Annotated in this window: 28 protein-coding genes and 2 pseudogenes; 17 read left to right on the top strand and 13 right to left on the bottom strand. The window is 71.2% G+C overall.

The window, feature by feature from the left end; translation table 11 throughout:
* Positions 1-286: 286 nt before the first annotated feature.
* Together M2266_RS02785 and M2266_RS02780 are read right to left on the bottom strand one after the other, a co-directional pair.
* Positions 287-592, bottom strand: coding sequence for a hypothetical protein (locus tag M2266_RS02785; protein WP_277436644.1), 306 nt, complete (start codon positions 590-592; stop codon positions 287-289).
* A gap of 5 nt (positions 593-597) precedes the next feature.
* Positions 598-1,233: an ATP-dependent Clp protease proteolytic subunit gene (locus tag M2266_RS02780; protein ID WP_277436643.1), complete on the bottom strand. Its 636-nt coding sequence runs from the start codon at positions 1,231-1,233 to the stop codon at positions 598-600.
* Between the two features lie 56 nt (positions 1,234-1,289).
* Between M2266_RS02780 and M2266_RS02775 the strand changes: the two genes are divergently transcribed.
* On the top strand, positions 1,290-1,589 hold the full coding sequence (locus tag M2266_RS02775; protein WP_277436642.1) for a type II toxin-antitoxin system Phd/YefM family antitoxin: 300 nt from the start codon (positions 1,290-1,292) through the stop codon (positions 1,587-1,589).
* A gap of 91 nt (positions 1,590-1,680) precedes the next feature.
* On the opposite strand, the gene M2266_RS02770 is transcribed toward M2266_RS02775, so the two are convergent.
* On the bottom strand, positions 1,681-2,985 hold the full coding sequence (locus M2266_RS02770) for a M28 family metallopeptidase (RefSeq protein WP_277441046.1): 1,305 nt from the start codon (positions 2,983-2,985) through the stop codon (positions 1,681-1,683).
* 385 nt (positions 2,986-3,370) lie between these two features.
* Between M2266_RS02770 and M2266_RS02765 the strand changes: the two genes are divergently transcribed.
* The 7 genes from M2266_RS02765 to M2266_RS02735 are packed head-to-tail and all read left to right on the top strand — an operon-like array spanning position 3,371 to position 8,464.
* Entirely contained in the window at positions 3,371-3,673 is a 303-nt protein-coding gene (locus tag M2266_RS02765; RefSeq protein WP_277436641.1) for an urease subunit gamma, read from the top strand.
* 16 nt (positions 3,674-3,689) lie between these two features.
* Complete coding sequence (locus tag M2266_RS02760) at positions 3,690-4,001, top strand: urease subunit beta (protein WP_277436640.1); 312 nt, start codon at positions 3,690-3,692, stop codon at positions 3,999-4,001.
* Entirely contained in the window at positions 3,994-5,715 is a 1,722-nt protein-coding gene (locus M2266_RS02755) for an urease subunit alpha (RefSeq protein WP_277436639.1), read from the top strand. Before M2266_RS02760 ends, M2266_RS02755 begins: the two co-directional genes overlap by 8 nt.
* Positions 5,715-6,410 carry an urease accessory UreF family protein gene (locus M2266_RS02750; protein ID WP_277436638.1) on the top strand — a complete coding sequence of 232 codons (696 nt, stop codon included), beginning with the start codon at positions 5,715-5,717 and terminating at the stop codon, positions 6,408-6,410. The genes M2266_RS02755 and M2266_RS02750 overlap by 1 nt, the downstream gene beginning before the upstream one ends.
* 57 nt (positions 6,411-6,467) lie before the next feature.
* Positions 6,468-7,160: an urease accessory protein UreG gene (gene ureG / locus M2266_RS02745; protein ID WP_277436637.1), complete on the top strand. Its 693-nt coding sequence runs from the start codon at positions 6,468-6,470 to the stop codon at positions 7,158-7,160.
* A complete protein-coding gene (locus M2266_RS02740) occupies positions 7,157-7,993 on the top strand; it encodes an urease accessory protein UreD (RefSeq protein WP_277436636.1) in 837 nt (278 codons plus the stop codon). The genes ureG and M2266_RS02740 overlap by 4 nt, the downstream gene beginning before the upstream one ends.
* A gap of 9 nt (positions 7,994-8,002) precedes the next feature.
* Positions 8,003-8,464: a type II toxin-antitoxin system PemK/MazF family toxin gene (locus M2266_RS02735; protein ID WP_277436635.1), complete on the top strand. Its 462-nt coding sequence runs from the start codon at positions 8,003-8,005 to the stop codon at positions 8,462-8,464.
* A gap of 24 nt (positions 8,465-8,488) precedes the next feature.
* Here M2266_RS02735 and M2266_RS02730 read toward each other — a convergent pair whose 3' ends face one another.
* Positions 8,489-9,361: a LysR family transcriptional regulator gene (locus tag M2266_RS02730; protein WP_277436634.1), complete on the bottom strand. Its 873-nt coding sequence runs from the start codon at positions 9,359-9,361 to the stop codon at positions 8,489-8,491.
* A gap of 77 nt (positions 9,362-9,438) precedes the next feature.
* Here M2266_RS02730 and M2266_RS02725 point away from each other — a divergent pair, with 77 nt between their 5' ends.
* A complete protein-coding gene (locus tag M2266_RS02725; RefSeq protein WP_277436633.1) occupies positions 9,439-10,209 on the top strand; it encodes a hypothetical protein in 771 nt (256 codons plus the stop codon).
* Positions 10,210-10,302: 93 nt separating this feature from the next.
* Positions 10,303-11,901, top strand: a complete 1,599-nt coding sequence (locus tag M2266_RS02720) for an alpha/beta hydrolase (protein ID WP_277436632.1) — start codon at positions 10,303-10,305, stop codon at positions 11,899-11,901.
* A 70-nt stretch (positions 11,902-11,971) separates the two neighbouring features.
* On the opposite strand, the gene M2266_RS02715 is transcribed toward M2266_RS02720, so the two are convergent.
* Positions 11,972-12,406, bottom strand: coding sequence for a DUF4429 domain-containing protein (locus tag M2266_RS02715; RefSeq protein WP_277436631.1), 435 nt, complete (start codon positions 12,404-12,406; stop codon positions 11,972-11,974).
* 169 nt (positions 12,407-12,575) lie between these two features.
* Between M2266_RS02715 and M2266_RS02710 the strand changes: the two genes are divergently transcribed.
* Positions 12,576-12,773, top strand: a complete 198-nt coding sequence (locus tag M2266_RS02710) for a cold shock domain-containing protein (protein ID WP_269276426.1) — start codon at positions 12,576-12,578, stop codon at positions 12,771-12,773.
* A 25-nt stretch (positions 12,774-12,798) separates the two neighbouring features.
* Here the strand turns inward: M2266_RS02710 and M2266_RS02705 are convergent, their stop codons facing one another.
* The 3 genes from M2266_RS02705 to ligD form a co-directional block, all read right to left on the bottom strand.
* On the bottom strand, positions 12,799-13,416 hold the full coding sequence (locus tag M2266_RS02705; protein WP_277441045.1) for a hypothetical protein: 618 nt from the start codon (positions 13,414-13,416) through the stop codon (positions 12,799-12,801).
* Between the two features lie 109 nt (positions 13,417-13,525).
* Positions 13,526-13,738, bottom strand: coding sequence for a hypothetical protein (locus M2266_RS02700; RefSeq protein ID WP_277436630.1), 213 nt, complete (start codon positions 13,736-13,738; stop codon positions 13,526-13,528).
* A 54-nt stretch (positions 13,739-13,792) separates the two neighbouring features.
* Positions 13,793-14,680, bottom strand: a complete 888-nt coding sequence (gene ligD, locus M2266_RS02695; RefSeq protein WP_277436629.1) for a non-homologous end-joining DNA ligase — start codon at positions 14,678-14,680, stop codon at positions 13,793-13,795.
* Positions 14,681-14,713: 33 nt separating this feature from the next.
* Between ligD and M2266_RS02690 the strand changes: the two genes are divergently transcribed.
* Positions 14,714-15,808 carry a Ku protein gene (locus tag M2266_RS02690; protein ID WP_277436628.1) on the top strand — a complete coding sequence of 365 codons (1,095 nt, stop codon included), beginning with the start codon at positions 14,714-14,716 and terminating at the stop codon, positions 15,806-15,808.
* 72 nt (positions 15,809-15,880) lie between these two features.
* Here the strand turns inward: M2266_RS02690 and M2266_RS02685 are convergent, their stop codons facing one another.
* Positions 15,881-16,135 (bottom strand): type B 50S ribosomal protein L31, encoded by a 255-nt coding sequence (locus M2266_RS02685; protein WP_277436627.1) that lies wholly within the window; start codon positions 16,133-16,135, stop codon positions 15,881-15,883.
* A gap of 73 nt (positions 16,136-16,208) precedes the next feature.
* Positions 16,209-16,373, bottom strand: a complete 165-nt coding sequence (gene rpmG / locus M2266_RS02680; protein ID WP_277436626.1) for a 50S ribosomal protein L33 — start codon at positions 16,371-16,373, stop codon at positions 16,209-16,211.
* 225 nt (positions 16,374-16,598) lie between these two features.
* On the opposite strand from rpmG, the gene M2266_RS02675 reads away from it, so the two are divergent.
* Together M2266_RS02675 and M2266_RS02670 are read left to right on the top strand one after the other, a co-directional pair.
* Positions 16,599-17,654, top strand: coding sequence for a LacI family DNA-binding transcriptional regulator (locus M2266_RS02675; protein ID WP_277436625.1), 1,056 nt, complete (start codon positions 16,599-16,601; stop codon positions 17,652-17,654).
* A 125-nt stretch (positions 17,655-17,779) separates the two neighbouring features.
* Positions 17,780-18,196 (top strand): PPOX class F420-dependent oxidoreductase, encoded by a 417-nt coding sequence (locus M2266_RS02670; protein ID WP_277441044.1) that lies wholly within the window; start codon positions 17,780-17,782, stop codon positions 18,194-18,196.
* Between the two features lie 220 nt (positions 18,197-18,416).
* On the opposite strand, the gene M2266_RS02665 is transcribed toward M2266_RS02670, so the two are convergent.
* A complete protein-coding gene (locus M2266_RS02665) occupies positions 18,417-19,151 on the bottom strand; it encodes a Mut7-C RNAse domain-containing protein (protein ID WP_277436624.1) in 735 nt (244 codons plus the stop codon).
* Between M2266_RS02665 and M2266_RS32270 the strand changes: the two are divergent.
* The 3 genes and pseudogenes from M2266_RS32270 to M2266_RS02650 form a co-directional block, all read left to right on the top strand.
* Positions 19,129-20,232 (top strand): annotated as a pseudogene (locus M2266_RS32270) (ricin-type beta-trefoil lectin domain protein); the annotation flags it as partial. The gene M2266_RS02665 and the pseudogene M2266_RS32270 sit on opposite strands and share 23 nt — an antisense overlap.
* Before the next feature lie 357 nt (positions 20,233-20,589).
* Positions 20,590-20,982: pseudogene (locus M2266_RS02655) on the top strand (discoidin domain-containing protein); the annotation flags it as partial.
* A gap of 170 nt (positions 20,983-21,152) precedes the next feature.
* Positions 21,153-21,692 (top strand): anthrone oxygenase family protein, encoded by a 540-nt coding sequence (locus tag M2266_RS02650; protein ID WP_277436623.1) that lies wholly within the window; start codon positions 21,153-21,155, stop codon positions 21,690-21,692.
* Between the two features lie 10 nt (positions 21,693-21,702).
* On the opposite strand, the gene M2266_RS02645 is transcribed toward M2266_RS02650, so the two are convergent.
* Together M2266_RS02645 and M2266_RS02640 are read right to left on the bottom strand one after the other, a co-directional pair.
* Positions 21,703-22,236 (bottom strand): YbaK/EbsC family protein, encoded by a 534-nt coding sequence (locus tag M2266_RS02645; RefSeq protein ID WP_277436622.1) that lies wholly within the window; start codon positions 22,234-22,236, stop codon positions 21,703-21,705.
* Complete coding sequence (locus M2266_RS02640; RefSeq protein ID WP_277436621.1) at positions 22,233-23,063, bottom strand: TIGR02452 family protein; 831 nt, start codon at positions 23,061-23,063, stop codon at positions 22,233-22,235. The genes M2266_RS02645 and M2266_RS02640 overlap by 4 nt, the downstream gene beginning before the upstream one ends.
* Between the last annotated feature and the right edge of the window lie 7 nt (positions 23,064-23,070).

Genomic DNA, 23,070 nt, shown 5'->3' with positions numbered 1-23,070 from the left:
GGACCGCCCCACCACGGCGGCGGGGTCTTGTCGTCCAAGGGAGCATGACCCACGAAAGCGCCCGAAACACGGCAGAAACTGCTTTGTGTGATCTTCCTCACCAATCACCTATTCGGGTGTCCGGAGCGCCGGCCGCCACGGTATTCGTTCCGGCGCACGCCGGTTGACCTGGGCGGGAACAGCGGCCGCGGTGAACGGGCCGCGCAAGTCGGCGTCGCGACAACCACCCGTCACGCGCAAGGGTGACTACTCCGAACGTGCGGCCGTATGTCGCCTTGGGGCGCCGTCAGCGCTCCGGCGGAGGCGGAACGGCCACCAGGGAGGCCCGCCGTTCGCCGTCGAGGACACGCAGCGCCCTTCCCAACGTGCCCGTGTGGACCTCGGTCTCGCCGCGGGCGTGCATCACCGCCAGCGTCTCGCGCAACGCCGTGGCCCTGCCGACGAGCGCCTGGGCGGCGCGCAGCGCACCGTAGGTGTCGCGGGAACGGGACGGATTGATCCGTCCCAACAGGTCCACGATCTCCAGATAGCGGTCGACCAGTTCACCTTCGGAGCGGGTCAGGGCCGGCAGCGCCGGCAGTTCCGGCACCACCGGTGTCACCGGATGCCGTGCGGGGTGGAACCGGTCTTGCGGCTGAGGGTCACCCGGTCCACGATCCCGTACTCCACTGCCTGGGAGGCGTCGAGGATCTTGTCGCGCTCGATGTCGGCGCTGATGCGTGCCGCCTCCTGGCCGGTGTGCCGCACCAGCAGTTCCTCCAACTTCTCCCGTGTGCGCAGCAGTTCCCTGGCCTGGATCTCCAGGTCCGCGATGGTGCCCTGGGTGGCCTGCCCGAAGGACGGCTGGTGGATGAGGACGCGCGCCCCCGGCGTGATCATGCGCTTGCCGGGTGCGCCGGCGGCGAGCAACACGGCGGCGGCCGAGGCCGCCTGGCCGATGCAGACGGTGGACACGTCGCAGGTGACGAACTGCATCGTGTCGTAGATCGCGGTCATGGCGGTGAACGAGCCGCCCGGCGAGTTGATGTACAGCGAGATGTCCTGACCGGGCGCCGAACTCTCCAGATGGATGAACTGCGCCATGACGTCGTTGGCGGACGTGTCGTCGATCTGCGTCCCGAGGATGACGACGCGTTCCTGCAGCAGTTTGGAGTACGGGTCCATGGAGCGGGTCCCGGTGCTGGTGCGCTCGGTGAACTCGGGCAGGACGTAGCGGGCGGTGGGTCGGAACATGGCGGCACCTCCACGTAAAAAATGTACAGGACGTACATCTCGATATGATGGGGAGCATGGCCCATGAAGTCCCGGTGACACAAGCACGTGCGGAGCTCGCGGAACTCATCAACCGCGTTGTCTACGGCGGTGAACAGGTGGTGCTGACGCGCCACGGCAAGCCGCTCGTCGCGCTGGTGTCCGCCGCTGACCTGCAGCGACTGCGCGATCTTGATGCGGCGACCGAGGAGTCGGTGATCAGCACGGTCTCCTCGTTCCGCTCCGGGGCGTCCGCCACGGGCGAACGCCGCCGCTTCGGCATCGCCGCCGAACACCGCGGCCCGGACGCCGGGGATCGGCGTCCGGGCCGCGAGTGAGACGGTCGGATGTCGTGCGTTCGGAGCGTTCGGAGCGTTCGGGGCGTTCGATGCGTTGGGGACGTTCGATGCGTTCGGAGCGCTCAGGGTGTCAGAACGTCAGCTTCCAGCTGTTGAGGTAGCCGGTGTCGGCACTGGCGACGTCCTGCACCTTGAGCTTCCAGACGCCGTTGGCGACCTCGCTGGACGCGTTGACCGTGTACGTGGTGTTCACGTTGTCGGCCGAGTCCGAGCCGCTGGAGTTCTTCAGGCGGTAGGTGCTCCCGTCGGGGGCGACCAGGTCGATGACGAGGTCGCCGCGGTAGGTGTGGACGATGTTGACACCCACCTGCAGGGCGCTGGGCGCGTTGCCCGCGACGCCGCTGACGGTGACCGACGAGGTGACCGCCGCGCCCGCGTCCGGGATGGTGACGTCCGCGGTGTTCTCGAAGACCGTGCCGCTCGGCGGTGTCGTGGTCCCGGTGCTCAGGTTCCAGACGGCGTACGCGATCGCGTCACTGTTGTTGTCCAGCGCGCTGTCGTTGAGGTTGGCGTAGGTGTCGCAGGAGCGGTGGTAGCAGGCGTCGAACGCCTGGCCCGAGGTGCCGCCCCACTTCTGCGCCTGTGCGGCGGTCTTGATGTAGTCCGCGCCGCTGAAGAGCCCGCCGACCGGCACACCGGCGCTCTTGAAGGGGGCGTGGTCGGACCGGCCGTCGCCCTCGGTCTCGATCTCGGTCGGGATGCCCTTGGTGGCGAAGAAGTCCTTGAAGACCGTCTCGAGCGGGGCGTTGTCGTCGTAGACGAAGTACCCGGGGTTGGGCGAGCCGATCATGTCGAAGTTGAGGTAGGCGTCGATCTTCGACCGCTCGGCGGACGGCAGGTTGTTGACGTAGTACTTGGAGCCGATCATCCCCAGCTCCTCCGCGCCGAACCAGCCGAAGCGCAGGTGCTTGGTGGGCTGCAGGCCGGCGCGCGAGACGGCGAGGGCGACCTCCAGGGTGCCGGCGGTTCCGGACCCGTCGTCGTTGATGCCGGGGCCGGCGGTGACGGAGTCCAGGTGCGCGCCGCTCATCACCACGTGGTTGGCGTCGCCGCCCGGCCAGTCGGCTATCAGGTTCCAGCCGGTGGCGCCGCTGCTGGTGAACTGCTGGAGCGTGGTGGTGTATCCGGCCGCGTCCAGCTTGCCCTTGACGTAGTCGACGGAGGCCTTGTAGCCGGGACGCCCGTGGGCGCGGTTACCGCTGTTGGCGGTGGCGATGGACTGCAGTTGGGACAGGTGCGCCTTGACGTTGGCGACCGGGATGTCCGGTGCGGCGGCGACGGTCGGCGCAGGGGCGGCCGGGGCCGCGGCTGTGGCCGCGGGCGACGCGCCGACGAGGGCCGCGGAGAGCGCGGTGGCCGCGCCGATGGCGGTCAGGGCATGGCGCAGCGTCAGTCTTGTGGACACGTGGTGCTCCGTTTTCCGTGGTGGGGGCGCGGAACAAACGAGGCACGCCGTGGCGTCGACCACGGCGCGCGGGAGCGTCTTCTGGCCAGAAGTCTCTTTGATGCGGACATGATGATCCGGCCGTCCCGGACGGGGCGTCAAGGGCGATAACCGGACAGGAAGTTCCGGTGAACGGACGAAGCCAGGCAAAGCCGATGCAAAGGACCCGCAAAGACGGCGCAGGGCCGTGGTCCTCGCGGTTCTCCCGCGACGCGTCGGCCGCCACGACCGGAGTCACCGCGCGTAACGTGCGTTAACGCGGGCGTAACGCCGTCGAACTAGCCTTCCGCACCCGATCGTCTGTGAGGTGTTGGCCGTGCAACTGACCCCCCATGAGCAGGAACGCCTGCTCGTCCACGTCGCCGCCGACGTGGCGGACCGGCGCCGCGCGCGCGGTCTGCGGCTCAACCACCCCGAGGCCGTCGCGCTGATCACCGCGCACGTCCTCGAAGGCGCCCGCGACGGCCGCACCGTCGCACAGCTGATGGACTCGGGCCGCACCGTGCTGAGTCGGGCCGACGTCATGGACGGCATCCCGGAGATGATCCCGGACGTGCAGGTGGAGGCCACCTTCCCGGACGGGACCAAGCTCGTCACCGTGCACGACCCGATCGTCTGAGCAGGAGGCGCCCCCGATGATCCCCGGAGAGATCCTCCTCGCGGACGAGCCCGTGCCGCTCAACGCGGGACGGCCCGTCACCCGGCTGGCGGTGCTCAACACCGCAGACCGCCCGGTCCAGGTCGGCTCCCACTACCACTTCGCCGAGGCCAACCCCGGCCTCGACTTCGACCGCGCGGCAGCCCGCGGCCTGCGGCTGTCGATCGCCGCCGGCACCGCCGTGCGCTTCGAGCCCGGTATCCCGGTCGCCGTGGAACTGGTCCCCCTCGGCGGTGCGCGGGTGGTCGCCGGACTGCGCGGCGAGATCGCGGGAGCCCTCGATGACTGAACTCACCCGCGCCGTATACGCCGACCTGTTCGGCCCGACGGCCGGCGACCGGATCCGGCTCGCTGACACGGACCTGCTGATCGAGATCGAGCGCGACCTGTCCGGCGGCCCTGCCGGATCCGGTGACGAGGCGGTCTTCGGCGGCGGCAAGGTGATCCGCGAGTCCATGGGCCAGTCCCGGACCACCCGCGCGGAAGGCGCTCCCGACACCGTCATCACCGGCGCGGTCGTCCTGGACCACTGGGGCGTCGTCAAGGCGGACATCGGGATCAGGGACGGCCGGATCGCCGCGATCGGCAAGGCCGGGAACCCCGAGACGATGGACGGCGTGCACCCGGACCTCGTCATCGGACCCGAGACCGAGATCATCGCGGGCAACGGCAGGATCCTCACCGCCGGAGCCGTCGACGCGCACGTCCACTTCATCTCGCCGACTCTCGTCGACCAGGCCCTGTCCTCGGGTGTGACGACCCTCGTCGGCGGCGGCACCGGCCCCGCCGAGGGCACCAAGGCCACCACCATCACCCCCGGGCCCTGGCACCTGGCCCGGATGTTCGCGGCGCTGGAGGCGTACCCGGTCAACATCGGGCTGCTCGGCAAGGGCAACACCGTGTCGTCCGAGGCGATGTACAGCCAACTGCGCGGTGGAGCGGTCGGATTCAAGATCCACGAGGACTGGGGGGCGACCCCGGCCGCCATCGACGCCTGCCTGACGGTCTGCGACGCCACCGGCGCCCAACTCGCCATCCACACCGACACCCTGAACGAGGCCGGCTTCGTCGAGGACACCCTCGCCGCCATCGCCGGCCGTGGCATCCACACCTACCACACCGAAGGCGCGGGCGGCGGGCACGCACCCGACATCATCACCGTGGTCTCCCAGCCCCATGTCCTGCCGTCCTCGACCAATCCCACCCGCCCGCACACCGTCAACACCGTCGACGAGCACCTCGACATGCTGATGGTCTGCCACCACCTCAACCCGGCCGTCCCCGAGGACCTCGCCTTCGCCGAGTCGCGCATCCGGCCCTCGACCATCGCCGCCGAGGACTTCCTGCACGACCTCGGCGCTATCAGCATCATCAGCTCCGACTCCCAGGCCATGGGACGGATCGGCGAGGTCGTGCTGCGGACCTGGCAGACCGCGCACGTGATGAAGAAGCGCCGTGGATCGCTGCCCGGGGACGGGCGCGCGGACAACCACCGGGCACGTCGCTATGTCGCCAAATACACCATCAACCCGGCGGTCGCGCAGGGCCTGGACCGGGAGATCGGCTCGGTCGAGACGGGAAAGCTCGCCGACCTCGTCCTGTGGGAGCCGGCGTTCTTCGGCGTCAAACCGCTGCTCGTCATCAAGGGCGGCCAGATCGCCTACGCGCAGATGGGCGACGCCAACGCCTCCATCCCCACCCCGCAACCGGTGCTGCCCCGGCCGATGTTCGGCGCCGTCGGAAGCGCACCGGCCGCCAACTCCTTCAACTTCGCCACGCGGACCGCGCTCGACGACGGCCTCCCGGACCGGCTCGGCCTGGGCAAACGCTTCCTGCCGATCCACAGCACCCGGGCGCTGACCAAGGCCGACATGCGGGAGAACGACGCCCTGCCGCGCGTCGAGGTCGATCCCGACACCTTCACCGTGCGCATCGACGGCGAGGTCGTCGAACCGGCCCCGGCGGCCGAACTGCCCATGGCCCAACGCTACTTCCTCTTCTGATGACGCCGAGCGCCACAGGAAGCACGAGGGCCGCGCTGCTGATGCTCGCCGACGGACGGTTCCCGGCCGGCGGCCACGCCCACTCCGGAGGCGGCGAGGCCGCCGTCACCGGCGGCCTCATCCGTGACCCCGCCACCCTCGCCGCCTTCTGCCGGGGCCGGCTGCACACCACCGGGCTCGTGGCCGCCGCTCTCGCCGCGGCGGCCGCTACCGGCCTCGATCCGCTGCTGCTCGACGCCGCGGCCGACGCCCGCACCCCGTCACCGGCGCTGCGCGCCACCGCCCGCAAACTCGGCCGGCAACTGATGCGTGCCGCACGGGCCGCCTGGCCCGCCGCGGAACTCGACCTGCTCGCCGCCGCCCGCCCGCGCGGCGCCCACCACCCCATCGTGCTCGGCGTCACCGCCCGCGCCGCCGGCCTCGCGCCGCTCGACGCGGCGCACGCGGCCGTCTACGAATGCGTCACGGGCCCGACCACCGCGGCCGTCCGGCTGCTCGGCCTCGACCCCTTCGCCGTGGGCGCCGTCCTGGCCCGCCTCGCCCCCGAGCTCGACGCCGTCGCCGAGCGGGCCGCGCTGGCCGCCGCCCGCGCCGCGACGGAGGGGATCCCCACCCTGCCCGCCGCGTCCGCCCCGCTGCTCGACCTGCACGCGGAGCAACACGCGGCCTGGCCCGTCCGCCTCTTCGCCTCCTGACGCCGAGGCACAGGCGCAACCCCCCTGCCACCGCCCGATCCGACCCCGGAGCCGACCATGCACCTCGACCACCCGGACACCTACCCCGAGCGCTACGCCTACGGCATCCCCGCCCAGCGTCCCGACGGCAGCCGCCGGGCCCTGCGGGTGGGCCTCGGCGGACCGGTCGGCTCCGGCAAGACCGCCACCGTGGCCGCGCTCTGCCGCCTGCTGCGCGACGAGCTGTCGATCGCGGTGGTCACCAACGACATCTACACCCGCGAGGACGCGGAGTTCCTGCTGCGCAACGCCGTCCTGCCGCCCGAACGCATCAGCGCGGTGGAGACCGGCGCCTGCCCGCACACCGCGATCCGCGACGACATCTCCGCCAACCTCGAAGCCGTCGAGGACCTGGAGGACGCGGTCGGGCCCCTGGACCTGATCCTGGTCGAGTCGGGTGGCGACAACCTCACGGCCACGTTCTCCAAGGGACTGGTCGACGCGCAGATCTTCGTCATCGACGTCGCGGGCGGCGACAAGATCCCGCGCAAGGGCGGACCCGGCGTGACCACCTCCGACCTGTTGGTCATCAACAAGACGGACCTCGCCCCACTGGTGGGCGCGGACCTCGCCGTCATGGCCCGTGACGCCAGGACCCAGCGCGGCGAGCTACCGGTGGTCTTCACCGCGCTGACCGCCGAGAACGGCATCGCCCCGGTCGCCGGCTGGATCCGCGAGCGGCTCGCCGCCTGGACCGCGGTCCCGGCATGACCCCCGCCGTCGCCGCCGGAGTGCGCGCCGCCGCCCGCATCGTGGCCGCCGCCGACGGGCGCGGCGGGACGGCGCTGCCGGTGCTCGCCGGCCAGGGTCCGTTCGCGCTGCGCCGTACCCGCGCCACCGGTCGGGGCGCGCAGGTCACGGTCATCGGCGCGATGAGCGCCCCGCTGGGCGGCGACCGGCTGGAGCTGTCCGCCGAGGTGGGCGCGGGCGCCCACCTGACGGTGATCAGCGCCGCCGCGACCATCTCGCTGCCGGGCGCGTCCGGCGAACCCGCCACGTACGACGTGCGGCTGGGCGTCGGGCAGGACGCGGTACTGCGCTGGCTGCCCGAACAGCTCATCGTGGCGGCGGGCAGCGACCTGCGGATGACGACGCGGGTCGAACTCGCCGCAGGGGCCCGGTTCGTCTACCGCGACGAGCAGGTCCTCGGCCGCGCGGGGGAGCGGCCGGGCCGGCTCAGCGCCCGTCTGACCGTGCGGTGTGCCGGAGAGTGCCTGCTGGACCAGGAGCTGTCGTTCGGGCCCGGCGTCCCGGGCTGGGACGGTCCCGCGGTCCTGGACCGGTACCGCGCCGTCGGCCAACTCCTCGTCGTCTCGCCGGATTTCATCCAGGATCCGTCGGCCGTGGTCCTCGCCGGCGACCCCGACGGCGGCCAGGCCGTCCGCACCCCGCTCGCCGGTCCCGCTGTCCTGGTCACGGCCGTGGCACCTGATGCGCTGCGCCTGCGCCGGCTGCTCGACGCGATGACGCCGCCCGTCGACGGCGCGCGCGACGCCGGCGGTGCCCACCACCCGGCGAGCGCCGCGATCACAAGCCGGCGCTAGCGTGGCCCGATGAGCACTTCGATCAACGACGCAGCCGCATCGGCCCCGTCCCCCGGCCGCGCAGGACCGACCGCGACGCGCGAGGCGCAGCCCCACGAGGTCGGGCCGGTCCGCACGACATACGCGCCCGACCGCGACGGCGACCCGGACCCCGGCGAGATCGTCTGGACCTGGGTGCCGTTCGAGGAGAACGACGGCCGCGGCAAGGACCGACCAGTGCTGGTCGTGGCCCGCGAGGTGGCCGGCACGCTGCTGGCGGTCCAGCTGTCCAGCAAGCGCCACGACGAGGACCGCGAATGGGTACCGATCGGCACCGGTCCGTGGGATGCCGCCGGCCGCGAGTCCTGGGTCGACCTCGATCGCGTGCTGCGTGTGCACCCCGACGGGATGCGCCGGGAGGCCTGCGCACTGGACCGCCCGCGCTTCGACCGCGTGGTGGGACGGCTGACGGAACGCTACGGGTGGAGCTGACCGCCGTGCGGCGCGCTCGCTCCGTCACCGGGACGCGCTGAGCAGCTCCGTCAGCAGCACGGCCGTCCGGCCCGGGTCGCCGCGGTGCAGCGCCTCCGTACGGTGCACCAGCCGCGGAGCGGACAGCGGTACCGCGCCGGCCCCGGCGGCCGAGGCAGGCAGCAGCGCCAGCCCGTGCCCGGCCCGCGCCAGGGCGAGCACGGCCCGTACGTCCGTGCCGTCGTAACGCGGCCCCGTGCGGAAGCCGTTGCCGCATGCCGCGCGCAGTTCAGCGAGCGGGATCGCCGCGCCCGGGGCGTCCAGCCAGAGCGCGTCGATCAGGTCGGTCAGCCGCAGGCCGTCCCGGCCGGCCAGCGGATGGCCGGCCGGCAGGACGACGGCCAGCGGCTCCTCGCCGACGCCGGCCGTGTGCAGCGGCCCGGCGTCGGGCAGCCGCAGCGGGTCGCTGGGCGCCGCCGCGCCGTCCACCAGACCGAGGTCGAGGTCGCCGCAGGCCACCGCGGCGACGACCGCTGCGCGCTCCAGCAGCCGTACGGTCACGTCGGTGCGCGGCGCCGCCGCCCGGATCTCGGCGAGCGCCACGGCCGTTCGGTCGCCGAACGCCAGCGGTGAGGCGCCGAGCACCAGACGCGTGGCGGGGGAGCGCGCGGCCCGCACCACCTCGGCGCGGGCCGCGCCGATCCGCAGCAGCAGCGGTCCGGCGTGTTCCAGCAGCCGGCTGCCCGCCTCGGTGGGTGCCACCGGCCGGCGGCCCAGCAGTTCCACCCCGAGGTCGCTCTCCAGGGCGGCGATGTGCTGCGAGACGGCGGACTGGGTGTAGCCCAGTTCGCGTGCCGCGGCGGAGAACGACGCGAGCCGGACGACCGCCGTGAACGTGCGCAGCAGATGCGGATCCATGCACATCAGTATTGCTGATGCGGCGACAACTCTTCATCGTTGGACGTGATGCAGGGGTCGGTCGCAGGATGAACGCCATGACCACCGAATCGGCGGCCGCCACCGTCCGCGCGCCGCACCCCGCCCCCCGGATCGCCCTCGTCGGCGACCGCTCCCCGTCCGTCCGGTCCCATCAGCGGATCCCAATCCTGCTGGAGGCGTTGCGGGAGCGCCACGGGCTGCTGGCCGACGCGTACTGGATCCCGACGGAGGAGGCCGCCCGGCCCGGCGCGGTGGCGGCCTTCGACGCCGTCTGGCTGCTGCCGGGCAGTCCGTACCGCAGCGAGGCGGGCGCGCTGGCGGCCGTCCGGACCGCCCGCGAGAACGGCATCCCGTTCCTCGGCACCTGCGGTGGTTTCCAGCACGCGCTGCTGGAGTTCGCCCGCACCGTGTGCGGCCTCGGCGACGCCCGGCACGCCGAGAACAGCCCCGAAGGGGACGGCGACCTGCTCATCGCACCGCTCGCGTGCTCTCTGGTGGGCCATGAGGGGACGATCCACACCACGCCCGGCTCGCTCGCCGAGCGGCTGCTCGGCAGCCGGGAGACCCAGGAGCGGTTCCACTGCGACTACGGCCCGGTGGCCGAACTGCTGCCGCTCCTGCAGGAGCACGGGATGCGGTTCACCGGAATGGACGCCGAGGGCCGGCCGAACATCGCCGAACTGCCGGACCATCCCTTCTTCCTGGCCACGCTCTTCCAACCGGAGCTGGCCGGCGACGGCACCGTGCCACACCTGTACATCCGCGGGCTCGCTGAGGCCGCCGCGTCGCACGCCGTGTCACGTATTGGTAAAGAATCGCCGGTGTGACCTGTTCATGGCTACCTCACAGCAGGAAGGATCCATTCGAATCTCTGTGATCACCGTGGCCACAAGTCGCGGGTCAGTAGGGGGAGGAACTGAATGAGACGCACTGTCGTGCTCGTCTCCACCGGCGCTCTCATCGCCGGCGCCATAGCCGCCGCTCCGGCGGCCACCGCCGGGGACAAGCGGCCCACCGGCCGGCATCAGCCGAGCGGACTCGCCGAGTCCTTCGGCGTGCAGATAGCGGCCGCCCGTGCGGCCGAAAAAAGCGTCGACTGGGCCGCGTGTCCGGCCGACTGGGGCTTCCCGGCCCCCGTTCAATGCGGCTACGTCACCGTTCCGGTGGACTACGCCAAGCCGTTCGGCAAGACCATCAAGATCGCGGTCGACCGGGCCGCCAGCACCGGCACCCCGGCCGAGCGCCAGGGCGCACTGCTCTACAACCCCGGCGGCCCCGGCGGTTCGGGCATGCGCTTCCCGCTCAGGTCGGTCAACAAGTCGGCGCTGTGGGTGAACACCGCCAAGGCGTACGACTTCGTGGGCTTCGACCCGCGCGGCGTCGGCCACTCGGCGCCGATCTCCTGCCAGGACCCGCAGGAGTACGTGAAGGCCCCCAAGGCCGACCCGGTGCCCGACAGCAAGGCGGACAAGGACGCGCAGCGCAAGCTCGCCGCCGACTACGCCAAGGGCTGCCTGGAGCGCACCGGCGCGCAGATGCTCTCGCAGATGACGACGGCCAACACGGCCCGTGACATCGACGTGGTGCGCGCCGCCCTGCACGAGAAGAAGCTGAACTACCTCGGCGTCTCCTACGGCACCTACCTCGGTGGCGTGTACGCGACGCTCTTCCCGACCCATGTGCGCCGCATGATCATCGACAGTGTGGTCAACCCGGACGACGACCAGGTCTGGTACCAGAACAACCTGGACCAGGACGTGGCCTTCCAGGGCCGCTGGGACGACTGGAAGGCGTGGGTCGCGAAGTACGACTCCGTCTACCACATCGGTGACACCCCGGCGAAGGTCCAGACGCAGTGGGAGGCGCTGCGCGCCGCCGCCAAGGTGAACCCGGTCGGTGGGGTCGTCGGCCCGGCCGAGCTGCTCGGCTTCTTCCAGGGTGCGGCGTACTACGACTCGTCGTGGGCGACCGTGGCCGGTGTGTGGAGCAAGTACCGCGCGGGCGACACCCAGGCGCTCGTCGACGCCGCGGGGCCGGACATGACCGACATCAAGGGCAACATCACCTCGGAGAACGGCACCGCGGTGTACACCGCGGTGGAGTGCACCGACACCAAGTGGCCGACCAGCTGGAAGAAGTGGGACCGTGACAACACGGAGCTCCACAAGAAGTACCCCTTCCTGACCTGGTCCAATGCCTGGATGAACTTGCCTTGCGCCACCTGGGGCGTCAAGCAGCAGACCCCGGTCGACGTGCGGTCGCACCGCGGGCTGCCCGGTGTCCTCATCGTGCAGAGCACCCGTGACGCGGCCACGCCGTACACCGGGGCGCTCGAGATGCACCGGCGTCTGCAGGGCTCGCAGCTCATCACGGAGAACGGCGCCGGCTCGCACGGCGTCACCGGCCTGGTCAACCCGTGCATCAACCAGCGGGTGGACGACTACCTGATCAACGGCAAGCTCGACGGACACGACGTCGTGTGCACTCCGCACGCCGTACCGGTGCCCGCCGCCTCCTGATCTCAGGGACGACGCAGAACGCCTCGCCCCGGTCCCTCGCGGACCGGGGCGAGGCTGTTCCCGGGGCGGGTCAGCGGAGCAGTTTCCGCTTCGCCTTCTCGAACTCCGGACGCGTCAGCAGGCCGCGCTTCATCAGCCCCGCCAACCGCTCCAACTCGTCCGCCAAGGAGACCGGCGGCGGGGCGGCGGGCGTCCTGGGCGTGCGCTTGCGCTGGCCGACCGCGGCTTCGACGGCTCTGTACAGGGCCTCGCACTCCGCCTGCTGCTCCTTGCCGAAGGTCACCGAGGGATCGGCCCGCGAGCTGCCGCCTCCGAGTCCGGTGCCCCCGCGGAGCAGGACGAACCGGATACTCCCGTAGGCGCCCCAGTTGGGGGCCCGCCAGCGGACGCCGGCGATCTGGGCGACCGGGAAATTCTCCACCCGCCTGCTCAGCAGTCCGGGCCGCCGGATCGTCACCTGCTCCCCGTCGAAACCGACGTGCGCGTTCCTGCCGTTGGCATCCATGTCGCCCCCTGAGCGCCGATGGACCGGAATCCTTCCACGGTGCCGGTCCGCACGGGAGCGATACGACGCATCGGGGACCCGGCAGGCGTAGCGCCGTCGGCGTGTCGCGGGGGACCCCGGCGGAGCGGGTAACTTGGCTGGATCATCCGAGCGAGGCGAAGGTACGGCGATGGCGAAGCTCAACGGCAAGATCAAGTGGTTCAACCCGGGCAAGGGCTTCGGTTTCATCACCCCGGCGGACGGCGGGGATGACCTGTTCGTGCACGGCAAGAACATCGAGGGCACCGTCGCCGACGACAAAGCGGTGGAGTACGAGCTCGGCGACGGCCCCAAGGGCCCGCACGCGTTGAACGTGAAGGTCCTCTGACCGGCGCCCCCTCCCGGCGGCCCTCCTACAGCAGCACGAACACCGTGGCGGACGCCGCGCCGACCGAGGCGCCGGCCACGGTCTGTGCGACGGAGTGGTAGGTCAGCGCGACGCGTGACCAGCAGACGGCGGCGACCAGGGTGTAGGCGAGGAGCCACCAGGGCGAGGCCACCACGCAGAGCAGTGCGACGACGCCGGAGGCCACGGCCGCGTCCACGCTGATCTTCCAGACCGTGTTCACGGCCAGCAGGACGACGGTGATCGCCCACAGCGAGACCATCGCGATGAGGATGTCGGTCGGCGCGTGGCCCAGGAGCATCACCGCCGCGCCGACCCCGATGGAGCCGAGGATGACGGCGAAGATCGGCGCGCGCTGCGTGCGGTCCACGACATGCCGGTCGCCCCAGGTGCCGCGCTTGCGCTCCCACTCGATGTACGCGGCCGGGACGATCCCGGCGCACAGCGCCGCGAACAGTCCCCACGCCGCACCGCTCACATCACCCGACGCGGCGGCCCCGACCCCGGTCAGACCGGCGAGCAGGACGTTCCGCGGCTGCAGGACGTCGGTGACCACGCGCGCCGTGGTCCGCGGCCTGGCGGGGGCCGTCGCACGGTCGGGGGCGGGGGCGGGTGAATCGGTCAAGTGGCGCACCGGATCAGGGTAGAGCCACCGCGTACGGCCGGGACGCGCGGATCGGTCGTTGGTCGCGGATTGCCAGGCGATCCGGCCGCTCAGCACCCGGCGCGTCGGTTCACTCGGGCCGGGCCTGCACCTCGGGGCCGCCGCCGCGCCAGTCGATGAGCGGATGGTCCTCGATCTCCACCTCGTCCAGGCCGGCCCGGCGCAGGAACTCCACGACGTCCGCGAGCGAGTACGCGCGGCCGACCGGGGTGCCGCCTATCGTCACCCGCCGTGTGCCGTTCTCCAGCGGGTGGACGACGACCTGCTGCGCTTCTGAATCCATCCCCCTAGGCTGCGTGTTCGAGCGGCCCGGCGCATCTCTTGCGGCGTGTCGCCCTCAGGAGGGCAGCTTCCCGGCCTGCTTGCGCTCCAGCAGCGGGGCCAGCAGGTCTCCGTGCTCGACCACGCGATCGGGGACGTCGGCGAGGGTGAACGAGAGCTGCGCGGGGTCGTCGCACTGCTCGATCTCGTCCCACGACACGGGCGTCGACACCGTAGGAGTGGCGCGGGCGCGGACGGTGTACGGGGCTGCCGTCGTCTTCTTCGCCGAGTTCTGCGACCAGTCGATGAAGATCTTCTCGGTCCGCAGGTTCTTGGTCATCCGGGACACCACCTGGTCGGGGTGGTCCGCCTCCAGCTCCTGCGCGAGCGCTTTGGCGTAGGCCGCGGCCTGGTCGGGGGAGGCGCCCTTCAGTGGCGCGTACAGGTGCAGGCCCTTGGAGCCCGACGTCTTCACCCATGACTCGATGCCGTCGGCCCGCATCCGCGCACGCAGCAGGAGGGCGACGGCGCAGCAGTCGACCACGCTGCGGTCCTCACCCGGGTCCAGGTCGAGCACGAGCCGGTCCGCCGTCTCCGGGGTGGCGGCCCGCCACTGCGGGACGTGCAGCTCGATGCACGACAGGTTCGCGGCCCAGACGAGGGTGGCGAGGTCGTTGATCTGCACCTGCTCCATCTCCTCGCCGCTGCTGCGCTCGGTGACCGACGTCGTCACCCAGCTGGGGGTACCGGACGGCGGTCTTTTGGCGAAGAACGACTTGTCGTCCACCCCACCGGGAGCACGCAGGAACGACAGGGGCCGACCGTGCAGATGGGGCAGCAGGACGGGGGCGATGGTGGCGTAGTAGTGCACCAGCTCGCCCTTGGTCGTGCCGGTCCGCGGATACAGGACCCGCTCCAGGTGGGAGAGGGTCAGCTTGCGGCCCTCGATTTCCGTGATCGGCATAGTATGAAACCTCTCACATTTAGGGACGAAATGATGAGATCGATCTGGACCGGCACCCTGTCATTCGGCCTCGTCGCCGTACCCGTCAAACTCGGCTCGGCCGTCAGCAGCCACAAGCTCGGCTTCCGGCAGATCCACACAGCCGACCACGGCCGGGTGCGCCTGCAAAAGGTCTGTGCGCTCGACGAGCAGGTCCTCACCCAGGCCGAGATCGCCAGGGCCTACGCGACGGCCGACGACACGTTGGTCGAGATCTCCGACGGCGAACTGAAGGCGCTGCCGCTCCCCACGGCCAAGACCATCGAGGTGAGCGGGTTCCTCGAGGCCGACAAGATCGACTTCCTGCAGCTCGACACGCCCTACTTCGTCGCCCCGGCGGATGCCACCGCCAACAAGGCGTATGTCCTGATGCGCGAGGCCCTCCAGCGGTCGGGCAAGGCGGCCGTCGGCAAGCTCGCGATGCACAACAGCGAGCACCTCGCGCTGGTGCGCGCCCAGGACGACGTGCTGATCCTGCAGACGCTGCGCTGGCCCGACGAGGTGAAGCCGACGTCCGAGGCCGCGCCGAGCGGCAAGGTGAAGATCACCGATGCCGAACTCACCCTCGCCGACACCCTCATCAACGCGCTCGGCGAAGCCGACCTGGACGATTACACAGATGACTACGCCGAAGCCGTCCAGGCTCTCGTCAGCGCGAAAGTCGAAGGTGTCGAAGCACCGTCCGCGCCGGACGGATCCGGGGGTGGCGGCAAGGTCGTCGACCTCATGGCCGCGCTGGAGGCGAGCGTCGCCCAGGCCAGGAGCGGCCGCTCCGACAACGCCACCGACGCGACGGTCACGCCGATCAAGAAGTCGGCGCGGACCGCGACGCCGGAGGGCGACGACAGCGAGGGGTCGACCGGGAAGAAGACCACGGCGAAGAAGACCGCGGCGAAGAAGACCGCGGCGAAGAAGACCGCCGCGAAGAAGACCGCCGCGAAGAAGGCCCCGGCCGGGAAGGCTCCCGCCAAGAAGACCGCCGCGAAAAAGACGACCGCGACGCACAGCGCCGCCAAGAAGAAGCCGGCGAGCAAGTCGGGCGGCGGAACAGCCGCCAAGAAGACAGCCAGGACGACCCCGCGCGCGTAGGGGCGGGTACGGGGGAGGGGGCGGTACCGCGGGGACTCCCCGCGGTACCGCCCCCTCGGGCGCGCGTCGAACTCAGTTGGACGCGGACGAGCCGTACCGGCGCTGGAAGCGCTCGACGCGGCCGGCGGTGTCCAGCACGCGGGCCGTGCCCGTGTAGAACGGGTGGCTCGCCGAGGATGTCTCGACGTCGACGACGGGGTAGGTGTTGCCGTCCTCCCACTCCACGGTCTTGGCGCTGCCCACGGTCGAACGCGTCAGGAACGCGACGTCCGCTGAGCGGTCGCGGAAGACGACCGGACGGGAGACGGGGTGGATGCCGTACTTCATGGGAGATACCTTCCGGTGGTCGGAGCGGGTGGCGGAGTCGCTACGCGGTGCTGCCGGCGCGTGATGCGTGGGGTCAGCGCTCCTCGCGGAAGAGGACGTGCTGTCCGGCGGCCGGGTCGTACTTGCGCAGCACCAGGCGGTCGGGGTTGTTGCGACGGCTCTTGCGCGTGACGTAGCTCTGTCCGGTACCTGCCGTCGAGCGCAGGGTGATGACCGGACGGGCGTCGTTACGTGCCATGGGAATCCCTCCAGATGCGGTGGTCTCCGATACATCGAACGTAATGATTGTCATTGTCGTTCGGTATCTGGTCATCTCAACGCGACCCCCCGCCCCGGCATTCCCGATCCGGAAACGTGTTTTCCGCTCCGGTGCGGGAGTGGCGCGGCGCGGCGTTCGATAGGCTGCCAAGCCCGGGGAGTGACTCCTGGAGAGCGCTCTCCGGTCCATGCTATAAAGACCGACATGAGCGAAGTCCTCCGACCGGCACCTTCGGGACCTCCCACGCTGGAGGATGTGGCCCGCGTGGCGGGTGTCTCGCGTGCGACGGTCTCCCGGGTCATCAACGGGACCCGCAATGTCGACCCCGTCATCCAGGAGACGGTCCGCCGCGCCATCGCGGCGACCGGGTACGTGCCCAACACCGCCGCCCGGTCGCTGGTGACCCGGCGGACCGGCGCGATCGCGCTGGTGGTGTCGGGCGCGGGCGGGCCCGGGCCGGACGACGCGGTGCGCAGCGAGGTCTTCGTGGACCCGTTCTTCGGGCGTGTGGTCAGCGGCGTGGTGGGGTTCCTGCGGCCGCTGGGGATGCACCCGGTGCTGATGCTGGCCGAGACCGGCGAGGCGCGCGACCAGGTGGTGTCCTACCTGCGCCAGGGCAACGCGGACGGGGCGATGGTGGTCTCCACGCACGCGGGCGATCCGCTGCCGGGACAGATCACCGAGGCGGGGGTGCCGGCGGTGCTGTTCGCCCGGCCGGCCCGGCCGATCCCGATCAGCTATGTGGACGTCGCGCACCAGGACGGGGCGCGGCTGGCGGCCGACCGGCTGGTGGAGCGGGGCTGCCGGGAGGTGGTCACGATCTCCGGGCCGCTGGACGTGCCGGCCAGCCAGGACCGGCTGGCCGGATTCCGGGAGGCGATGGCCCGCCACGGCGTGCCGTACGTGCCGTGTGCGGAGGGCAACTTCACCCAGCACAGTGGCGAAGCGGCGATGGAACGCCTGCTCGCGGAGCATCCCCGCCTCGACGGCGTCTTCGCCGCCAACGACCTGATGGCCCAGGGCGCGCTGCTCGTCCTGCGCGACCACGGGCGGCACGTCCCCGACGAGGTCAAGGTCATCGGCTTCGACGACAGCAGCGCGGCCACCGCGTCGCGCCCCGCCCTGACCACCGTCCGCCAGCCCGTCGAGGAGATGGCCGCCGAAATGGCCCGCCTCCTCCTCGACCGCATCACCACACCCCAGCAGCGCATCACGTCGACCATCTTCGAGCCCACCCTCGTCATCCGGCACTCGGGCTGAGGCCCGCCGGGTCCGGTGCCGGCGTTGGAGAGCGCTCTCCAGCGGCTGGGTCGGCCGCTTGCGGCGCGTCGGTGCGTCTCGTGCCGGTTGCCGGGCCCTTCGGGCACCATGGGGACATGACGACCATGATCGACGCCGAATGGCGTGCATTCATCAGCGCCGGAACCCGCACCGGCAAACTCGCCACCGTCCGTGCCGACGGACGCCCGCACCTCGCCCCCGTCTGGTTCCTCCTCGACGGGGACGACGTGGTCTTCAACACCGGCAAGGAGACCGTCAAGGGCCGCAATCTGGCCCGCGACGGCCGGGTGAGCCTCTGTGTGGACGACGATCGTCCGCCGTTCTCGTTCGTCGTGATCGAGGGCAAGGCCCGGATCAGCGAGGACCTGCCGCAGGTCCGGGACTGGGCGACCCGGATCGCCCACCGCTACATGGGCGCCGAGCAGGCCGACGCGTTCGGCGCACGCAACGGCGTGCCGGGTGAACTCCTGGTGCGTGTGCACATCGACAAGGTGATCGCGATCAAGGATTTGGCCGACTGAAGGATGTTGCGAAGGTAGCGCCGTTGGCCCGTGAGGGCGGCGTCTGGTGCTGGCGACCGCACGGCGGAGGGTCGTCCTCGTACCGGACGTACGTGGACGAGCCCGACAACGCGGCAGGCGTGCGTGCCAGGCGTCGCGGGCCAGGCGGGACTTTCGCGACACCCTTGAGGACCGGGTTGACCAGGACCGGGCCTGCGGCCGGGCGCCGACCCGCGAGCGGTCAGGCCGCCGCGCCGCCGAACTCGCGCAGGGCCTCCTCGACGATCGCTTCCAGGCGGGCGTGGTGCGCGCCGCGCCAGTACACGCGCTCGCAGGCCGCGCACTGCGCGAAGACGTCGTACGAGCGCTGCGTGCCCTGCCGCAACTGGTCCTGGACCGACTCCTTGTCGGCGTCCGCGAGTGGGCCGTTGCACGCCACGCACCGGGACCAAGGGGTGAGCGCGGGCGCGAAACGCCGCAGCACGTCGCGGAGTTGTTCCTCCGGACGGTCGCTGTAGATGTACGCCCCGGCCCAGATCTCCCGGCGGCGGAGCAGGCCGCGGTCGCGGGAAAGCATGACGCGCCGCTCCTTCGCGGACAGGGCGGCCAGCGCGGGGTCGCCGATGTCCTCGTTCTCGTAGGCGGCGTCGACGCCCAGCAGGCGCAACCGCCGCGCGAGGGTGCCGAGATGGACGTCGAGCAGGAACCGCAGGGGGGCTCCCGGCACGCGCTGAGGTCGCTCGACGGCCTGGACGTGGACGGTCTCGCCCTCGGCGGGGATGTGCGAGACGTGCACGGCACGGCCGTCGACGAGCAGCACGCCCGCTTCGGTGAGCGGGACGCCGAGCGACTCGACGACGTGGCCGAGCGTCGAGGTGCCGTCGGTGACGACCGTGCTGGGGCCCTGACGCCGCTCCGCTGGGACGAACAGGTGCAGCTCAGGGGCGAAAAGAATGTCGATCTCCGGTCCGTTCACGCGGTCAGGATGTCATCACGCGGCGGCACCGGGCCAGTTGATTCCCCACCGCCTCGCGAATCACCGCCAGAGATTGTTAGAAAACTTTCCTAACAGACTATTGACGCGCGCCCTCGCCCGGAACGACCCTGCGGTGACCCCGCTGGATCCCCCTGGCAACGGAGGCCCCATGAGCCGCACCATGAGTCGGCGCGCTCTTGTCGCGTTCTTCTCGACCGCCTGTCTCGTCCTGATCTCGGCGTTCGCCGGATTGGTGAACGCCGCGCCGAGTTCTGCGGCCCCCGCGGCGACGACGCAGCAGACGTTCTTGACGTTCTACGGCTGGTACGACAACACGCCGCCCGGTGGCGACATCTCCTACCCGCAGATCCACGACACGGCCGGCGGCACCGGTACCTTCGCGGATCCCATCACCTTCGCGACCTCCAAGGCGGAACTCCCGGCCGGCACGAAGGTGTGGGTCGAGCGGGTCAGGAAGTACTTCATCATGGAGGACAGCTGCCAGGAGTGCGAGGCGGACTGGAGCGAGCAGGGACCCAACGGCGGTCCCGGTCTGCACCACATCGACCTGTGGCTGGGCGGCAAGGGCGGCAACGCGATGAACGCGATCGACTGCGAGGACGCGTTGACGCACTACAACGCGGACAACACGCCGACGATGGAACCGGTCGTCGTCAACCCCGGCGCCAACGAGCCCTACGACGCCACGCCGATCTTCAACACCAGCACCGGGAAGTGCTACGGCGGCGCCCAGCCCAACACCACGGTCGGCCAGTACAAGAACGGCTCGACGGCGCAGTGCATGGAGGATCCGGGCAACAGCTCCTCGTCCGGCACCGCCCTCAAGACCGCCGCCTGCAACGGCTCGGCGGCCCAGCGCTTCACCTTCCACGGCGCCTTCATGGTGATCAACAATCTCTGTGCGGCGACGTCCGGCAGCAGCATCGTCCTCAACTCCTGCACCGGCGGCCCCACCCAGCAGTGGTCGATCAATCCCAACGGCACCATCTCCGACATGCAGACCGGGCAGAAGTGCTTCCGGGCCTCGGGTTCCAACGTGGTCGCCGGGAGCTGCTCCGGCAGCGCGAGCCAGTGGGCGTTCACACCCGCCTCGGCCTCCCATGACTTCTCGCTGGCGCTGAACCCGGCCGCCGGTTCGGTGAGCGCGGGGGCGTCCACGACCTCCACGGTCTCGGTGGCGGCGTCCTCCGGCACGGCGGAGCCGGTGACGCTCTCCGCCACCGGCGCACCGTCGGGGGTGAGCGTGAGCTTCGCGCCGGCGACAGTGACCCCGGGCGGCACCTCGGTGATGACGGTGTCCGCCACTTCGGCGGCCACCGCCGGCTCCGCGGCGCTCACCGTCACCGGAACGTCCGCCTCGGCCACCCACTCGACCGGTTACGCCCTGACCGTCACCGCCCCCGGCGGCGGACCGGTGCTGCTGTCCCAGGGCCGGACGGCGACGGCCTCCTCGGTCGAGTCGTCCTCCTTCACGGCGTCGGCCGCCTTCGACGGCAACCTCACCACCACCCGGTGGGCCAGCAAGGAGGGCGCCGACCCGCAGTGGCTGCGCGTCGACCTGGGCGCCACCGCGAACGTCAGCCGCGTCAAGCTCTCCTGGGAGGCCGCGTACGGCAAGGCGTACACGATCCAGACGTCCCCCGACGGCACGGTCTGGACGACGATCTACTCGACCACCACCGGCAACGGTGCCACCGACGACCTGACGGGCCTCACCGGCACCGGCCGCTACGTCCGGGTGAACGGCACCGCGCGGGGCACCGCGTACGGCTACTCCCTCTACGAGATGCAGGTGTACGGCACGACCGGTTCCTGACCGGTCCCGGGGTGACGGCAGCCGTCCACGCGTCCGCGCGTGGACGGCTGCTTATGCGGGTGCGCGTCTGAGCGATGGTCCGCGGCCCCGTCGGCGACTTGACTGAGGTCATGAGCGATCAGCCGAACACGACCGTCCGACACCCGGCAGGAAGAGGCGAAGCGATGAGTGCTGCCCACCCGACCAACGGCAAGCGCGCCGCCGGCCCCGTTCTGGGCGCCGCCACCGTCGCCACGGCGCTCATGGCGGGTGTCTTCTTCAGCTTCGACGTCGCGGTGATACCGGGCCTGAGCCGCGGTGACGACCGGACGTTCATCGGCGCGATGCAGAACATCAACGTGGCCATCGAGAACCCGGTGTTCTTCCTCGCGTTCTTCGGCGCCCTGGTGCTGACGGGCGTCGCGGCCTTCCAGCAGCGCCGGCTGGGGCGGCGCGCCGTCTTCGGCTGGGTGCTGGCCTCCGTCGCGCTGTACGTCGTGGCGCTCCTCGTGACGATGGGCGGGAACATCCCGCTCAACGACGAGCTCGCGAAGGCCGGCGACCCCGCGCACATCGGTGATCCGACCGCGGTGCTCGACAGGTTCGAGAACACCTGGATCGCACTCAACATCGTGCGCACGACGGTGTGCACGGTGGCCGTGGGCTGCCTCGGCCGTGCGCTGTTCCTGCACGGGCGGGGCGACGCCACCGCGCACACCGGATGACGACGGGCGCTCAGGGAACGATCGTCCCGGGAGCCTCCGTGATGCTCTCGACGCGCGGGGCGGCGATCTCCGCGTAGTCCTTGGCGGAGAGTGCCAGGGAGCGGTCCAGCCGGGCCGCGTTGAAGAAGATCTCGTCGTGCTCCAGCAGCGCGGGGTCGACGACGAGTTCCAGCTTCTCGTCGAACGAGAACGGCAGGACGGTACCGCTGACGCTGCGCGCCAGCCGCTCGGCCGTCTCCTTCGGCGCGAACGAGATGTAGGTCCCGCCCAGCAGCGCCTTCACCGCGCCGAGGTCCAGCCGCCGGTCGCCCGGCACGACGGCGAGGACGTACTTGGTGGTCTTCTTGCCGAGCTTGACCATGACGATGATGCATTTCGCCGCCTGCGCGAGCACGTTGCCCCGCAGCTGACTCACCAGCTCGGTGGCGCCCTGCGGCGCGTGGTCGATGGTGCGGTAGACCGCACCGTGCTCGTCGAGCAGGGCGATCAACTTGTCATACGTCTCGTGCTCGTTCGTCTGCGTCGCGTCCGCGGTGTCGGTCATGCCTCATTAAACCGCGCGGCGAAGGCGGCGCGGGTGGGGGAGTCCGCACGCCGGTCCAGCACCGGGAAGGCGACCTCGTCGAACCGGCCCGCGAAGCGCCCGGCGCCGGTCAGCAGGCGGTGGAAGGCGTCCGCGACCTGCGCGGGATCGCACTGGAAGACCCCGCAGCCCCAAGCACCCAGCACCAGCCGCCGGTAGCCTTCGGCGGCGGCCACCTCCAGCACGCGTTCGGCACGGCTCAGCAGGGCCGACGGGATGCGGTCCACCCGCTCGGGGAGGGTGCGCGTGATCACGCCCGCGTTCGGCGCGGGAGAGGTCAGGAAACCCACCCCGTACGGCCGTTCCAGCAGTGCGCCGCGGTCGTCGCGGAAGACCGGTACGGCGGGGGAGTGGATGACCCGGTCCGTGTAGAAGGGATCACGGTCGGCACGGTGGGCGGCGTAGAAGTCCGGTGCGCTCACCACGCAGGTGTAGAGGGCCGACGCGCGGCACAGCGATTCCTCCTGCGCCTGGGCGCCGTTGAGGTAGCCGCCGCCCGGGTTGCGGGCGGAGGAGAAGTTGAGGACGGCGACGGGCTCGTCCGAGGCCTCCTTGAGCCGGCGCGCGGCCTGGAGGCTGCTCTCGCCGCTGACGCCGAAGGCGGTGGCCGCGGGCGGGCCGGACGGCGCCGGCACCTCCACCGGTTCCGGCCCGAACAGCCGGGTCCCGGCGACCGCGCGGGCGACGGCTGCGGCGATCGGGACCTCCCGCCCGCTGGGCGCCTGGTACCAACCGGCCGTGACGATCCCCTGGGTGTGGCGCGCGATGTCGCGCAAGCGGGCGCTCATGTCCCGC

Source organism: Streptomyces sp. SPB162 (genome assembly GCF_029504575.1).
GTDB lineage: Bacteria > Actinomycetota > Actinomycetes > Streptomycetales > Streptomycetaceae > Actinacidiphila.
Note: the sequence above shows the minus strand (reverse complement) of the source record. Positions and strands in the feature narration are given on the sequence as shown.

Coding starts and splice junctions, on each gene's coding strand:
- M2266_RS02780 (WP_277436643.1), bottom strand. CDS start 1,233: ATGTTCCGACCCACCGCCCGCTACGTCCTGCCCGAGTTCACCGAGCGC.
- M2266_RS02775 (WP_277436642.1), top strand. CDS start 1,290: ATGGCCCATGAAGTCCCGGTGACACAAGCACGTGCGGAGCTCGCGGAA.
- M2266_RS02760 (WP_277436640.1), top strand. CDS start 3,690: ATGATCCCCGGAGAGATCCTCCTCGCGGACGAGCCCGTGCCGCTCAAC.
- M2266_RS02755 (WP_277436639.1), top strand. CDS start 3,994: ATGACTGAACTCACCCGCGCCGTATACGCCGACCTGTTCGGCCCGACG.
- M2266_RS02750 (WP_277436638.1), top strand. CDS start 5,715: ATGACGCCGAGCGCCACAGGAAGCACGAGGGCCGCGCTGCTGATGCTC.
- ureG (WP_277436637.1), top strand. CDS start 6,468: ATGCACCTCGACCACCCGGACACCTACCCCGAGCGCTACGCCTACGGC.
- M2266_RS02740 (WP_277436636.1), top strand. CDS start 7,157: ATGACCCCCGCCGTCGCCGCCGGAGTGCGCGCCGCCGCCCGCATCGTG.
- M2266_RS02735 (WP_277436635.1), top strand. CDS start 8,003: ATGAGCACTTCGATCAACGACGCAGCCGCATCGGCCCCGTCCCCCGGC.
- M2266_RS02730 (WP_277436634.1), bottom strand. CDS start 9,361: ATGGATCCGCATCTGCTGCGCACGTTCACGGCGGTCGTCCGGCTCGCG.
- M2266_RS02725 (WP_277436633.1), top strand. CDS start 9,439: ATGACCACCGAATCGGCGGCCGCCACCGTCCGCGCGCCGCACCCCGCC.
- M2266_RS02720 (WP_277436632.1), top strand. CDS start 10,303: ATGAGACGCACTGTCGTGCTCGTCTCCACCGGCGCTCTCATCGCCGGC.
- M2266_RS02715 (WP_277436631.1), bottom strand. CDS start 12,406: ATGGATGCCAACGGCAGGAACGCGCACGTCGGTTTCGACGGGGAGCAG.
- M2266_RS02710 (WP_269276426.1), top strand. CDS start 12,576: ATGGCGAAGCTCAACGGCAAGATCAAGTGGTTCAACCCGGGCAAGGGC.
- M2266_RS02700 (WP_277436630.1), bottom strand. CDS start 13,738: ATGGATTCAGAAGCGCAGCAGGTCGTCGTCCACCCGCTGGAGAACGGC.
- ligD (WP_277436629.1), bottom strand. CDS start 14,680: ATGCCGATCACGGAAATCGAGGGCCGCAAGCTGACCCTCTCCCACCTG.
- M2266_RS02690 (WP_277436628.1), top strand. CDS start 14,714: ATGAGATCGATCTGGACCGGCACCCTGTCATTCGGCCTCGTCGCCGTA.
- M2266_RS02685 (WP_277436627.1), bottom strand. CDS start 16,135: ATGAAGTACGGCATCCACCCCGTCTCCCGTCCGGTCGTCTTCCGCGAC.
- rpmG (WP_277436626.1), bottom strand. CDS start 16,373: ATGGCACGTAACGACGCCCGTCCGGTCATCACCCTGCGCTCGACGGCA.
- M2266_RS02675 (WP_277436625.1), top strand. CDS start 16,599: ATGAGCGAAGTCCTCCGACCGGCACCTTCGGGACCTCCCACGCTGGAG.
- M2266_RS02670 (WP_277441044.1), top strand. CDS start 17,780: ATGATCGACGCCGAATGGCGTGCATTCATCAGCGCCGGAACCCGCACC.
- M2266_RS02650 (WP_277436623.1), top strand. CDS start 21,153: ATGAGTGCTGCCCACCCGACCAACGGCAAGCGCGCCGCCGGCCCCGTT.
- M2266_RS02645 (WP_277436622.1), bottom strand. CDS start 22,236: ATGACCGACACCGCGGACGCGACGCAGACGAACGAGCACGAGACGTAT.
- M2266_RS02640 (WP_277436621.1), bottom strand. CDS start 23,063: ATGAGCGCCCGCTTGCGCGACATCGCGCGCCACACCCAGGGGATCGTC.